The following is a 13,220-nucleotide window of genomic DNA, read 5'->3' as shown; positions in this document are numbered from 1 at the left end:
ATAGGAGGATGTTAAATGACATCTGTTGTAATTTCGAAAATAATCTCGTTACAATCTAGCTTTACAGTTAGTGAAAATGAAATAAGCCAATTCGTAATTAATAATACAGACTTTGTAATTACAAATACGATAACCAATTTAGCTAAGGCAATTGGTACTTCAGAAGCTAGTATTAACCGTTTTTGTAAAAAGGTAGGTTATAAAGGTTTTAATAATTTTAAAATAGCATTAGCTCAGAGTACTTCTAATAATACTAGAGAAATTCAAAATTATTTAAACAAAGATACTAATATAATTGAATCAGTATCACTTGATTATAGACAACTTATTAATAATACATCAGCTATGCTAAATGAAGAAGCATTAATTAAAAGTGCAAACCTTATTAAAGAAGCAAATAATATTCATATTATCTCTTTAATAAATACATCTTTTGTAGCAAATGAATTTGCCTTTAAATTATCACTAATAGGGTTAAATGTAAAATCTCATACTGATATTTTAGATATTCATCTATGTACTTCTAATATATCATCTAAGGATTTATTAATTGTTATAGTCCCTACATTACTATGTAAGGATATCTATCCTGCTTTAATAGCTTCAAAAGAACGTGGAGCTAAAATAATTTCAATAACAAGTAATGACTCCCCAAAATTAAATGACATAGTTGATGTTAAGTTAATTACTGCTGATAAAATTATTGCTGCTAATTCATTATCCCTTTCTAATAGCTTAATGACATTGTTTACAATTGATTTAATCTACTCCTTATTATTAAGAGATAATAAGAGTTTAAGGCAATGTAAAATGAGCAGTGATACAATTGTTAGTACACATCAAACGATTGACAGATATTTAATCGACTTTTAACTATAAAAATAAGAGCACTAAAGTGCTCTTATTTTTATCAGGAATATATAAAGTTTTTTGGCTAATTAAAATTTTATTTCATCTAATATATTTTTTAATTCATTTATATCTTCTTTAGTTAGATTATCCGATTTAATAAAATTTACTAACATTTCATTTACAGATCCATTAAATACCTTCCTTAAAAAACATTCGCTTTCTTCTTTAATACATTCTTCTTCAGAAATAAGAGGAAAATAAAAATATTCCTTTCCAAATTTTTTGAAGCTAATAACTTCCTTATTCAACAATCTACTAATAAGACTTTTTATAGTAGTTTTCTTCCATAATTGTTTTCCTCTAAGGCTTTCAATAACTTCACTTGACGTTACTTCTTCTAAACTCCATATTACTTTCATGACTTCCCATTCTGCATCTGATATTTTCGGTAAATTCCCCATAAATTTTCCCTCTCTTGATTACGATTGTAATTCTTAATTCAAGTTTACAACCGTAGCCAAAGCTTGTCAACAAATAATGGAAAAAGTATTATCTTATTAACATTTATACCTATTATATAAAGTATATTAACTTTATCGTTAGTATAAAATTTTAGCTATTAATAAAAATGCATATTCCCTTACAATACTATTATCAGAACAACTAAATAGTGTAGTAAGGAATATGCATTTTCTTTTATATTATATTCTAATATTTCTAATAAAGAGTTAATTTATTATATTTTAAATAATTTTAGAGATTTCCAAAAGCAAGTATTAATGCACCAAATACTATTGATACCATTGACATAAGCTTAATTAATATATTTATAGATGGTCCTGTGGTATCTTTAAATGGATCTCCTACAGTATCTCCAACTACAGCAGCCTTATGACAATCTGAGCCTTTTCCTCCTAGAACTCCTGATTCAATATACTTTTTAGCATTATCCCAAGCTCCACCTGAGTTTGACATCATGATTGCAATGGAAAATCCAGTTACTGTAGATCCTGCTAATAATCCTGCAACCCCATTTGGTCCTAATAATAAACCAACTACAATTGGTGTAGCAATAGCAATTACTGCTATTGTTATAAGTTCCCTTTGAGATGATTTTGTACAAATATCAACACATGAAGCATAATCTGGTTCTGCCTTTCCTTCCATAAGTCCTGGAATCTCTTTAAATTGCCTTCTTACTTCCACAACAATTTTAGATGCTGCCCGCCCAACTGCATCCATTGTCTTTGATGAAAATAGAAATGTAATCATTCCTCCAATAAATAGACCTATAAGAACTTGTGGATTTAATATAGATAAATTGAATTCAAATTTGTAAACTCCACTTTTAACCATATTTTCGATTGAATCTTTATACGCTGCAATAAAAGCAAGAGCAGTAAGTGCTGCTGAACCTATTGCAAATCCCTTTCCTGTAGCTGCTGTTGTATTTCCTAGGGAATCTAGAGCATCAGTTCTTTTTCTAACTTCTGGATCTTGATTTGACATTTCTGCTATTCCTCCAGCATTATCTGCTATTGGTCCATAAGCATCTGTTGCTAGCGTTATTCCTAAAGTAGATAACATTCCTACAGCTGAAATTGCTATTCCATATAAACCTAAATTAAAATCATTTGAGCCTCCTGATAAGTTAAAGCTTAGTAAAACTGATATTGAAACGATAATCACCGGAATTGCTGTTGATACCATTCCTAAAGATAGCCCCCCTATTATTGTCGTTGCTGGACCCGTCTTCGTCATATCAGCTAATTTTTTTGTTGGACTATAATTATCTGAGGTATAGTATTCTGTAAAAAATCCTATTAATATTCCAGATAATAGTCCTGATAGGATACTAAAATAAATTCCTATGTTTTCAGTTCCTAATAATGCTTTTACAATGAAAAAGGCTCCAACTGCTACAAATATGGATGATATATATACTCCTCTTCTTAAAGCTTTCAAAAGATTTTTTTGTGTTGCATCTTCCTTAGTTCTAACAAAGAATGTAGAAATTATAGATGCTACTACACCTAAAGCTGCAACTAATAAAGGAACTGCTACTCCTTTTACAGATAATCCTGCAGCTACTGCTAATGCACAAGATGAAACTAGTGAGCCTACGTATGATTCATATAAGTCTGCTCCCATCCCAGCAACATCTCCAACGTTATCTCCAACATTATCAGCTATAACTGCTGGATTTCTTGGATCATCTTCTGGAATTCCTATTTCAACCTTTCCAACTAAATCCGCTCCAACATCAGCTGCTTTAGTGAATATTCCTCCTCCAACTCTAGCAAACAATGCCATAGAAGATGCCCCTATACCAAATGTCAATATATTTGATGCTATTTCAACTACTCTCTCACCTTCTGGTAAGTAATTATAATAACAATTTAGAAATAAATACCCTAATGCTATATAAAATAATCCTAAAGAAACTACTACAATTCCAATTACAGCTCCACTTTTAAAAGAAATATTTAAAGCTCCATTCAAACTTTTTTTAGCAGCGGCTGTTGTTCTTCCATTTGCATTAGTTGCAACTTTCATTCCAATATATCCGCTTAAGCCTGATAAGAAGCCACCAATTATAAAAGAAAATGGTACAAAAATTGAAACATAATCAAATATGCTTAGAAATAAGAATATGACAAACATTAAACCGAAGAATATTCCTACTCCTTTATATTGTCTTTTTAAGTATGCATTTGCTCCTTTTTTAATACTGTTTGAAATCTTTTGTATAATTTCATCTCCATCATCTTCTTTTAGTATTAGATATAATTGATAAGCTGCAAAGAGTAGTCCTAAAATAGATACGATTAGAACTATAAAAATTAAATTCACAATAATTCCTCCCATTTTTATATAAATATATTATCTTCACTTTATTATACGTTTCATATTTTTGGAAAATACTTCACTGTAATAAAAAATTGCGAATATAAATTAAGTTATTGGTAAAAAATCATTGGTGAGAGAAATTTAAAACTAATAATAAAAAGTACACTTATTAATTAAAAAACAAGTGTACTTTCATTATTAATAAAATAATTTATTTATTTTTTATTGATTTATAAATGTAAAATGCAATACTACCAAAAATAATAATTAATTCTATTGGTAAAAATATTAGGAATGAATTACCATTGTTATTTCCTGTTATATCTAATCTTATTTGCATTGATACAAATATTACCATAATCTCAACATTGATAACTCTCATAAAAGTTGATGCCATATTGTATTGTTTTTCTTTATTCTCAGTAGTTATATTTACTGCATAATTGTATATTTGAGGATATCTTCCTAAAATGCTCATAGCTATATATATTATTAATGCTATTGGTAATATATATAATATTGTATTTCTTGAACCATATCCGTCAACCTCACCTCTCATATTATAGTGAGTTGGTACTATATCAGCTGCATCTTTCCAATGCATAAATGTAATTATAACTAAAAATAAAGTTAATATAACCCCCAAAATGTCTATAATTTTATTAATACTTTTATAAGCTTCACTACTTTCCCATTTCTTCATTTATACCACCTAATTTTCTCGAAATTAATTTTTCCTGATAAAATTAAACTTCCTACTCCTTACGACCGAATTATAAATATATTTTTCTTATTTAAAATTCTTTAGTGAATATTCTATTATCATATCTATAAAATTGGTATAGCTTATTCCCTTTTCTCCTGCACTTTGTGGGAAAAGACTAGTTGCTGTCATTCCTGGTAAAGTATTTACTTCTAAAACATATGGAACTCCTTGCTCTGTGATTATCATATCTATTCTTGCATATACAGAACATTTTAGTGCCTTATATGTGTTAAGTGCCATTTCCTTAACTTCTTTATAAAGCTTTTCTTCTAAATTTATAGCAAAATGCTCTGCTCCGTTTGCTGAATACTTTTGTTCATAATCATAAAAATCTGTTTTAGCCTTTATTGCAAGTATTGGAAAAAGTTCATTTTCAAATACAGGGCAAGTTATTTCATCTCCTTTTACAAATTCCTCAATCATAACTTCATTGTCCCATTTTAAGCCTTCTTCAACAGCATTTTCAACATCTTCTCTTTTAGTTACTTTAAATGTTGCAACACTTGAGCCTCCATTTGTTGGTTTTATAAATACTGGATATTTCATTTCTTCTATAGCTTCATAATCAATTTCTTCTATTGATTTAACATTTAACCATCTTGCTGTTCTTATGTTATTAGCTTTTAATATAGTTTTGGTTAAATCTTTATCCATACATAATGAACTACTTAATGTATCACAACCTGAATATGGAATTCCCAAAGTTTTTAGTACAGCTTGAACAGTACCATCTTCCCCAAATTTTCCATGTAGTGCAAGTAAAGCAAAATCTATATCCTTCACCTTTTCTATAACATCTTCCTTCTTATCTATTACAATAGGAACAACTTCATACTTTTCTTTATTTATATGTTGCATCATAGACTTTCCACTATTTAATGATACTTCTCTTTCTGAAGATATTCCCCCCATTAATATTCCAACCTTCATAACAAGTCCTCCAATTTACTATAAAATTTACTTACTTAAATCTTTATTAATTATATCACTATACAATGTATGATTAAAGCAATAAAAGTAAACTAAATTTATAAAAGGGTGTAAAATTTATAACTTTACACCCTTTTTATATACATATTTGTTTCATTTATTTATTATTTTCAACTCATTTACTATTTTAAATTTATTAATTTTAATTTATTTTTATGTATTAACATTAATTATAAACTTAATACTAAATCTGATACTATAATTTTATATTTTTATTAACTTTACTTTTACTAACTTTGTTTTTGCTAATTTCTTTATAATATTTACATTGTTTTGTCAAACTGCATTGTTCACATTTTGGATTCCTAGCAATACAACATCTTCTTCCATGAAAAATTAACAAATGGTGTGCTAAACTCCATTCTTTTTTAGGAAGTTCTTTTTGTAATTGCTTTTCTACTTCTAATACATTGTCTGAATCTGCAAGGCCTAATCTATTTGAAACCCTAAATACATGAGTATCTACAGCTATCGATGGAACTCCAAAGGCATTGGATAAAACTACATTTGCAGTTTTTCGTCCTGCTCCTGCAAGTGATGTTATTTCTTCCATAGTTTTTGGAACTTCACCATTGAAATTTTCTTTTAACTGGTTACACATCATTATTAAATTTTTTGCCTTACTTCTATATAATCCAATTTGTTTTATTCTCTTTTCTAATTCTTCTGTTGTAAGCGTTAAAAAAGCATCTAAATCTGGATAATCCTTGAATAAAGTTTCAGTTATTTCATTTACCTTTTTGTCAGTTGTTTGAGCTGATAATATAGTAGCAACTAAAAGTTGAAAAGCAGATTCATGATTTAGCTCACACTTTGCATCTGGATAATCTTCCTTAAGCTTTTCTAATATTGTTTTTGTTCTTTGCTTCATAAAAATCACCTATTTATATATTCCTCTATATTTTTCAGGTAGTAAAATAGAAATTGACTTCATTATATGCTCCATACATCTTTCATCAAAAACATGTCTGTCTTCATCTTTTTCTTTTACTGGTAATTGTAGCGGCTCACCAATTTTTATATTTACATCTGCATAATTAAACTTTTCTCCACCCATATCACCATTTTTATTTATAGGTAAGAGTATTTCTGTTCCGTACATTCCAACTGGTATTATTTGTGCTTTAGTAAGTCTTGCTATTAATAATACTCCCTTTTTCCCTTCAATCATAGCACCTGTTCTACTTCTTGTTCCCTCTGGAAAGATAACTAAGTTTTCTCCACCTTTAACAAGCTTAACTATTTTTGTTATCGCCTCTTTATCTGCTGAATTTGGCTTTATTCCTACATTTTTTATCATCGCTGTTCCAAGTTTCGTTACAGGGTCATTTGAAAGTTTTATTCCAGCTACGAAAGTTGGATCATATTTTTCTTTAAGAAGTTTATCTAATATTAACCCATCTGCATTACTTAGATGATTGCATATAAATATTTTAGTTCCTTCTACCTTTTCTATATTTTCAAAACCTTCTACTTTAATATTAGCATATTTTTTAAAAAATCTATTTACAATAACTTTTGTTATCTTTATTACTAATGACTCTGGTAATATGTTTATTACCTTTACTAATGTTGGTGATAACATTATTCTCCCTCACTTCCTTTAATTATATTTATATTATATTTTATTACTATTTAAAAGTCTATCCACATAATCTTTTAAATAAGGGGAATCTGTTTTTATTGATTTTATATCTTGATTATTATTATTTATTTTAATTAAAGCATTTCTTTTTAAAACATTTTTACCTCTCCATCCACAAGATGTATTTAAAAAGCTTTCCTTAAATCCTCTATTATTTATGTTAGCTAATTCATGACTATTTTCTTTATTCATAAAATCAAAAGGATAAAATTCATTTATGTTTGAGAAATTTATTTTTTCATTATATGGACAAGTATTTTGACAACTATCACAGCCAAAAACTCTTCCATTTAATAACTTTATATGTTTATCTTCTAAATCTTTTTTTTGGGTTAAATAAGAAACACATATATTGCTATTTTTCTTATATGGATTTATGGATTTACTTGGGCAAGCTTTATAGCATAATTCACATTCTCCACATTCCTTAAAATGTGAAAGTTCTTTAAAGTCTCTTTCATCACAATCTATTTCCATATCAGTTATTATTTCTCCTAAAAAAACATAAGAACCATATTTTTTTGTAATAATCAAATTATTTTTCCCTATAAAACCAATACCTGCTAAATAAGCAATATACCTTTCTGGCAAGAAATTGCTATCTACAAAAGGGATTGCTTTCCCACCAATACTTTCAATGTATCCACATATTTTCCCTAAATAAGATTTTACTACTTTGTGGTAGTCTTCTCCTCTAGTATAAACAGAAAAACCATTATCAAAGTAATCTATATCATGAAGATAAGGGAAAGCTATTGATATAATAGTTTTCCCTTCACTCATATAATTAAACGGATTTATTCTCTTATCAATATCTTTTTCTTCGAATTCATTTTCAAGACCTAGACTTTTTCTTTTATAAAAGAACTCTTTAAGTTCTGTAAACTCTCTACATTTTATAAAACCTAAAGTATCTAAACCTATTGAATTACAGTAATTTATTATATTTTCTTTATTCATGATAACCCCTATATAATCATATTGTTATATATTGTTTTTTTATTTCCATCTTCGTCTATTACTTCAATTATATCATTAATATTTCTAATAATATTTCTTCCAGCACATCCTACAACAGTAGCTTTTTCTGGCACTTCCTTTAAAACTACAGTATTAGCTCCAACTCTAGAACCCTTTTTTAGTGTTATGGGGCCTAAAACTTTTGCTCCTGCTCCAATTATAACATCATCTTCTACTGTTGGATGCCTTTTTCCTTTTTCTTTTCCTGTACCTCCAAGAGTAACACCATGATATATAGTAACATTATCACCAATTTCACTTGTTTCTCCAATAACAACACCCATTCCATGGTCTATAAATAGACCTTTACCTATTTTGGCTCCTGGATGAATTTCTATTCCTGTAATAAATCTAGCTATTTGTGATAATAATCTAGCGCAAAAGAATCTTTTATGACTATATAAAAAATGTGCTATTCTATATGCTATCATAGCATGAATGCAAGGATATAACAAAAGCACTTCTATCTTACTTCTTGCAGCTGGGTCACTTTCTAATATATTGTTTATATCATATCTTAAATTTTTAAACACAGCTATTCCTCCCTTTGTAAAAATTACTTGTAACTAATACTAATCATATATTCCCATAGATATATATTTTTCTCCACCATCTGGTGCTATTACTAAGACTTTTTTCCCTTTTCCAAGTTTTTTTGCTTCTTGAATCGCAACAAATATAGCTGCTCCTGAAGATATTCCTAACAAAATTCCTTCCTTTGACGCAAATTCTTTAGTAACTCTAAAAGCATCGTCATCAGAAACCCTTCTAATTTCATCTATACACTCTGGATTATATATTTTGGGTATAAAACCGGATCCTAGTCCTTGTATATTGTGGGCGGCTGCTCTTCCTCCACTTAAAACTGGTGAACTTTCTGGTTCTACAGCAATTATTTTTATTCCATCTATTTTCTCTTTAAGCTTACTTCCTACCCCAGTTACAGTTCCTCCTGTTCCTACCCCAGCAATAAATACATCTAAATCATTTATGTCAGAGTATATTTCTTCTGCTGTAGTTACATAATGTTTTTTTGAATTTGCTAAATTTTCAAACTGCTGAGGCATAAAGTAATTATCCTGCTTTGCTAGAGCTTTAGCCTTTTCTATGGCGCCATTCATTCCTTGTGCACCATCTGTTAATATAAGTTCTGCACCATATGCCTTTATTAGATCTCTTCGCTCTTTGCTCATGCTATCTGGCATAATTATTATAACCTTATATCCCTTTAATTTTCCTATCATAGCTAGTGCTATTCCTGTATTTCCACTTGTAGGCTCTACTATTATTGAACCTTTTTTTAAAAATCCTTCTTTTTCAGCTTTCTCAATCATTCCTAAAGCTGCTCTATCTTTAACACTTCCACCTGGATTATATTTTTCTAATTTAACATATATTTCAGCACTATCTTCATCAACTAAATTATTTACTTTTAATATTGGTGTTTTCCCTATTAAATCTAAAACGCCATTGTATATCATATTTTCCTCCCTATATATAAGTTCTAATTTAGATAATTTATTTTTAAAGTTTATTACAATTTTATTTCTATAATTGTATAGCTTTCTATAAAAAACAGACATATGTAAATTTTATCATTTCATTTCTCAACTTCAAGTAAACTAAACTTATTTATATTTACTTAAAAACTTAAGGTAATAAATTATAAAAAACTTCGCCTCCAAAATATAGAGACGAAGTAAAACTCTAATTGCAAATCCACTTACTTTTATCTTATTTTTTTCTTCCAAAGTGGATATAATATTTCATCTATTAAATCATGAGTATTTACAGCTCCAATTAACTTGTCTTCTTCATCAATTACTGGTATTGCTAACAAATCATATTTAGCTGCAAGTTCTATTGCTTCATCTACATTAACATCATGTCTAATAACTTCTATATTTTCACTCATTATATCTTTAACTTTAACATCAGGCTTATTTAAAATTAAATCTGATGGGTTTATTGATCCTAATATTCTATCTTCCTCGTCTGTAATATAAATTCTATATAATTCATCTTCTTCTGGTTCTTCCATTTCTCTTAATATATCTATTATTTCTCCTATTGTTATATCTAAATTAAAAGAAATAAAATCTGTGCTCATTATACTACCAACGGCTTCATCTTCATATCTTAAAAGTTCTTTTACTTCTTCAGCATCTTCTTTTTCTAAGTTTATAAGAATTTTTTCTCTTTCTTCGTCATCCAAATCATCTAATATATCTGCAATCTCATCATTTGGCATATTCTCTAAAAGTTCAGCTGCTTTTGTTTCACTTAATTCTTTTATAATACTACCTTTATATTCAGGCTCTATTTCTTCCAATGTATCTGCTGCCAAGTCTTCATCTAATGATTCAAAGATTTGTTTTCTTGAACTTGCATCTAGATTTTCTAGTATATCTGCAAGATCTGCTGGATGAAGAGTTGAAAGTTTTTTATATGGAACTGCTATTTGTAAATTATTATTTACCATTTCTAAAGATTCAACATCATCCCACATTAAAACTCTATCATCATAATCTTTCCTAAGTATCTTGTATATAAAACTACCAAGCTTTGCACAATTCATCCTTCTAAATCTTGCAAGAGGGCCTGTTTCTACTGCTATTACCCTGTATTCTCCAGCAATTTCTGCTATTCTTAAATCATCAACTCTTACTACTTGCTTTCCATTTATATCTACTATTTTTTTATCAAGTAAATGTTCTGATAAAAGATAAGAATAAGTTCTTGGGAGTATTTCTTTGCTTCCTCTTGTCACTATTTTTATCCTATTTTCTTGCTGATAAAAATTAATGCTTCTAAATTCATAGTGAAAAGTTGATCCATCTCTTTTGACTTTATAACCAATTACTCTAGGATACCCATCTTCAGTGGTTACATATATATCTTTAAGTTCTCCAAGACTTTCGTCAAATTCATCAAAGATCTTTCTTCCCAGGATATTTGTATATAGAAATACCGATAATTTCTTCATATCTTTTCCTCCTCACTTTTAGAGGAGTTAAACATAAATTTAATAAAATAAAATGGAATACAATTAATTTATAATGAAGTTTATCTCCCCTAAAACTCTAATATTCAATTTTGATAAGTTAATACTCTGAGGGACACCCTCCATTTAAATTCACCCCTTATTTATTTAGAATAAATATCTTTTATTTTGTTGTACATATATTCTCCAATATTATATTATATTAAAAACCACCAAAAAGGCAACCTTTTTAATAGTTAAATATTAAAGAATGAAAAAGTGGAAAAATTAGAGAAGGTTTTAAACACTTCACTATTCACTTTTTATAAAAATACACATAAAAAACACCTATAAACTTAGACACCTTTTATAAGTGTCTAGTATATAGGTATTTTCAAACTATCTTTTTTTATTTAAATGTATATATAGACTTTAATAAGCAGCCTAATATTAATACTTCTCCAATTATAACATATGGATATAAGCTTATTCCACCTAACAATAAAATGTATTCTACTATGTAGATAATTAAGCTTATTAAAAGCATCCTCATACCAGCTTTATTAGAAAACGGTTTGTCTAAATTAATTAATATAAATACTGCTAAAGACGCTAATATGATTAAATATATTAAAATTGGTATTATTCCATTTTCTATTGAAATAATGAATCCAAAATTATTAGTTATACTTATACTAAACTTATATGTATATACTAAAAGTCCATATAGTAACCCTAATATTACCATAAAAATATAATTTCTACTGAATTTTATTCTTTCATTTCTTAAAAAGATATATAAGGATGATAGTATAATTAATGGAATACTAAAGTAATTGAGCAATGCATATTCTTTTAAAAAATATATTATTCCTTGTTTTTCTATTATCACTCCACATAATAGCACTATACATCTTAATATCATTGGTATTAATAAGATACTTATAAATAATTTAATTTTTTTAGGTGATAAGTCTATATTCTTTTTCCCTAGATATAAAATAAATGTAATTATAAATAACAAAAGACATAAATAGCTGAATTCTAACAATTGCACTCCTACCTTTTTATTACTGCTACTTATAATTATTAAAAAAAGTCTTATTTTATTCTAGTTTTATATTATTTTACTCCCAAAATTTTTAGTCCACCTTTTATACACTTTATATTAAGTGGAAAGTCTGGTCCCTTTTCACCATCTATATCAGTTACGATATCTTCATAAGATTCTATATATAAGTTATTAGTTTTAAAATAAATAACATTATCTGAATCTAAATGTTCTCCTCTTAATACTTTAACAAATAAAGGTATTAATTCTATTATTGGAATTGCCTTAAATATAATAACATCTAATTGCCCATCAGTAACATTTGCTTGTGTTGCTAGCTTGAAATTACCTGCTGTTTGACCATTAAAAACTAACATAAAATACATTTTACCTTCGTATTTCATCTCTTCTGAATCAATTTTTATGTCAAGTTTTCTAAAGTTTGGAAGTTCTTCTAATCCCTTTAGATAATATGCTAACTTTCCTATTGTATTTTTTAAATTTACATCTGTCTTTTGTGATACATCAGTAAATAAACCTGTGCTTGCAACATTTACAAAGTATTTATCATTTATACTTCCTAAATCTACTGGTGTAACTTCTGATGATAATATTTGTTTACATGCCTTTGATATATCTGATGGCATTCCTAAAAATTTACCAAAATCGTTTGCTGTTCCAACTGGTAATATTCCTATTGGAACTGATATTCCACATTTCGCCATAGCATTAACAACATTATCTATGGTTCCGTCTCCCCCAGCAATCAACACGTAATAATAATTATTTTCTTTAAAGTCATTAAAAGCATTTATAACATCTACTTCTTTATTTATTCTATACGGGACAATCGTGTATCCTGCGTCTTGGTGTATTTTTATAACCTTATCCAATTGATCTAATATCAAATTTTCTCCTGAGTATGGGTTATAAATAAATTTTACCTTTTTCACATTACCCCTCCTAGGTTTATTGTATTATTAATTATATAATTCCATATAATAAGTATAGAAGTTGCAATAAATATTCTACTCTTAACTAAATTATTTTAAAAGCTTATATT

General features: G+C 27.8%; 13 protein-coding genes. 1 reads left to right on the top strand and 12 read right to left on the bottom strand.

Features of this window, described 5'->3' with window-relative positions; translation table 11 throughout:
- Positions 1-15 precede the first annotated feature (15 nt).
- Entirely contained in the window at positions 16-873 is an 858-nt protein-coding gene (locus ABDZ60_RS09365) for a MurR/RpiR family transcriptional regulator (RefSeq protein ID WP_016208741.1), read from the top strand.
- Between the two features lie 65 nt (positions 874-938).
- Here the strand turns inward: ABDZ60_RS09365 and ABDZ60_RS09360 are convergent, their stop codons facing one another.
- From ABDZ60_RS09360 to ABDZ60_RS09305, 12 genes are all read right to left on the bottom strand, one after another.
- Entirely contained in the window at positions 939-1,313 is a 375-nt protein-coding gene (locus tag ABDZ60_RS09360; RefSeq protein ID WP_047000301.1) for a BlaI/MecI/CopY family transcriptional regulator, read from the bottom strand.
- A gap of 292 nt (positions 1,314-1,605) precedes the next feature.
- Entirely contained in the window at positions 1,606-3,705 is a 2,100-nt protein-coding gene (locus tag ABDZ60_RS09355) for a sodium-translocating pyrophosphatase (RefSeq protein WP_156174280.1), read from the bottom strand.
- A gap of 208 nt (positions 3,706-3,913) precedes the next feature.
- Positions 3,914-4,405 carry a DUF1648 domain-containing protein gene (locus ABDZ60_RS09350; RefSeq protein WP_343777710.1) on the bottom strand — a complete coding sequence of 164 codons (492 nt, stop codon included), beginning with the start codon at positions 4,403-4,405 and terminating at the stop codon, positions 3,914-3,916.
- 87 nt (positions 4,406-4,492) lie between these two features.
- Positions 4,493-5,398, bottom strand: coding sequence for a D-alanine--D-alanine ligase (locus ABDZ60_RS09345; RefSeq protein WP_343777708.1), 906 nt, complete (start codon positions 5,396-5,398; stop codon positions 4,493-4,495).
- A gap of 256 nt (positions 5,399-5,654) precedes the next feature.
- Positions 5,655-6,329: an endonuclease III gene (gene nth / locus ABDZ60_RS09340; protein ID WP_343777707.1), complete on the bottom strand. Its 675-nt coding sequence runs from the start codon at positions 6,327-6,329 to the stop codon at positions 5,655-5,657.
- A 9-nt stretch (positions 6,330-6,338) separates the two neighbouring features.
- Complete coding sequence (locus ABDZ60_RS09335; RefSeq protein WP_343777705.1) at positions 6,339-7,043, bottom strand: lysophospholipid acyltransferase family protein; 705 nt, start codon at positions 7,041-7,043, stop codon at positions 6,339-6,341.
- 33 nt (positions 7,044-7,076) lie between these two features.
- Positions 7,077-8,063 (bottom strand): tRNA epoxyqueuosine(34) reductase QueG, encoded by a 987-nt coding sequence (gene queG, locus ABDZ60_RS09330; protein ID WP_047000297.1) that lies wholly within the window; start codon positions 8,061-8,063, stop codon positions 7,077-7,079.
- Between the two features lie 8 nt (positions 8,064-8,071).
- Positions 8,072-8,656, bottom strand: a complete 585-nt coding sequence (epsC, locus tag ABDZ60_RS09325; RefSeq protein ID WP_016208750.1) for a serine O-acetyltransferase EpsC — start codon at positions 8,654-8,656, stop codon at positions 8,072-8,074.
- A gap of 39 nt (positions 8,657-8,695) precedes the next feature.
- Positions 8,696-9,604 (bottom strand): cysteine synthase A, encoded by a 909-nt coding sequence (gene cysK, locus ABDZ60_RS09320; RefSeq protein ID WP_016208751.1) that lies wholly within the window; start codon positions 9,602-9,604, stop codon positions 8,696-8,698.
- 248 nt (positions 9,605-9,852) lie between these two features.
- Positions 9,853-11,109 carry a magnesium transporter MgtE N-terminal domain-containing protein gene (locus ABDZ60_RS09315; protein ID WP_047000296.1) on the bottom strand — a complete coding sequence of 419 codons (1,257 nt, stop codon included), beginning with the start codon at positions 11,107-11,109 and terminating at the stop codon, positions 9,853-9,855.
- A gap of 406 nt (positions 11,110-11,515) precedes the next feature.
- A complete protein-coding gene (locus tag ABDZ60_RS09310; protein WP_343777699.1) occupies positions 11,516-12,163 on the bottom strand; it encodes a hypothetical protein in 648 nt (215 codons plus the stop codon).
- Positions 12,164-12,228: 65 nt separating this feature from the next.
- The gene (locus ABDZ60_RS09305; RefSeq protein WP_047000295.1) at positions 12,229-13,110 is read right to left on the bottom strand and encodes a YegS/Rv2252/BmrU family lipid kinase; all 882 of its coding nucleotides are present in this window, start codon (positions 13,108-13,110) and stop codon (positions 12,229-12,231) included.
- Positions 13,111-13,220: the final 110 nt, after the last annotated feature.

The organism is Clostridium sartagoforme (assembly GCF_039521405.1).
GTDB classification, from domain to species: Bacteria; Bacillota; Clostridia; order Clostridiales; family Clostridiaceae; genus Clostridium; species Clostridium sartagoforme.
This window is presented reverse-complemented; position numbering and strand designations above follow the sequence as displayed.

Bases quoted from the DNA above. Each gene is read 5' to 3' on its own strand.
- ABDZ60_RS09365 (WP_016208741.1), top strand. From the start codon at position 16: ATGACATCTGTTGTAATTTCGAAAATAATCTCGTTACAATCTAGCTTT.
- ABDZ60_RS09360 (WP_047000301.1), bottom strand. From the start codon at position 1,313: ATGGGGAATTTACCGAAAATATCAGATGCAGAATGGGAAGTCATGAAA.
- ABDZ60_RS09350 (WP_343777710.1), bottom strand. From the start codon at position 4,405: ATGAAGAAATGGGAAAGTAGTGAAGCTTATAAAAGTATTAATAAAATT.
- ABDZ60_RS09345 (WP_343777708.1), bottom strand. From the start codon at position 5,398: ATGAAGGTTGGAATATTAATGGGGGGAATATCTTCAGAAAGAGAAGTA.
- nth (WP_343777707.1), bottom strand. From the start codon at position 6,329: ATGAAGCAAAGAACAAAAACAATATTAGAAAAGCTTAAGGAAGATTAT.
- ABDZ60_RS09335 (WP_343777705.1), bottom strand. From the start codon at position 7,043: ATGTTATCACCAACATTAGTAAAGGTAATAAACATATTACCAGAGTCA.
- queG (WP_047000297.1), bottom strand. From the start codon at position 8,063: ATGAATAAAGAAAATATAATAAATTACTGTAATTCAATAGGTTTAGAT.
- cysK (WP_016208751.1), bottom strand. From the start codon at position 9,604: ATGATATACAATGGCGTTTTAGATTTAATAGGGAAAACACCAATATTA.
- ABDZ60_RS09315 (WP_047000296.1), bottom strand. From the start codon at position 11,109: ATGAAGAAATTATCGGTATTTCTATATACAAATATCCTGGGAAGAAAG.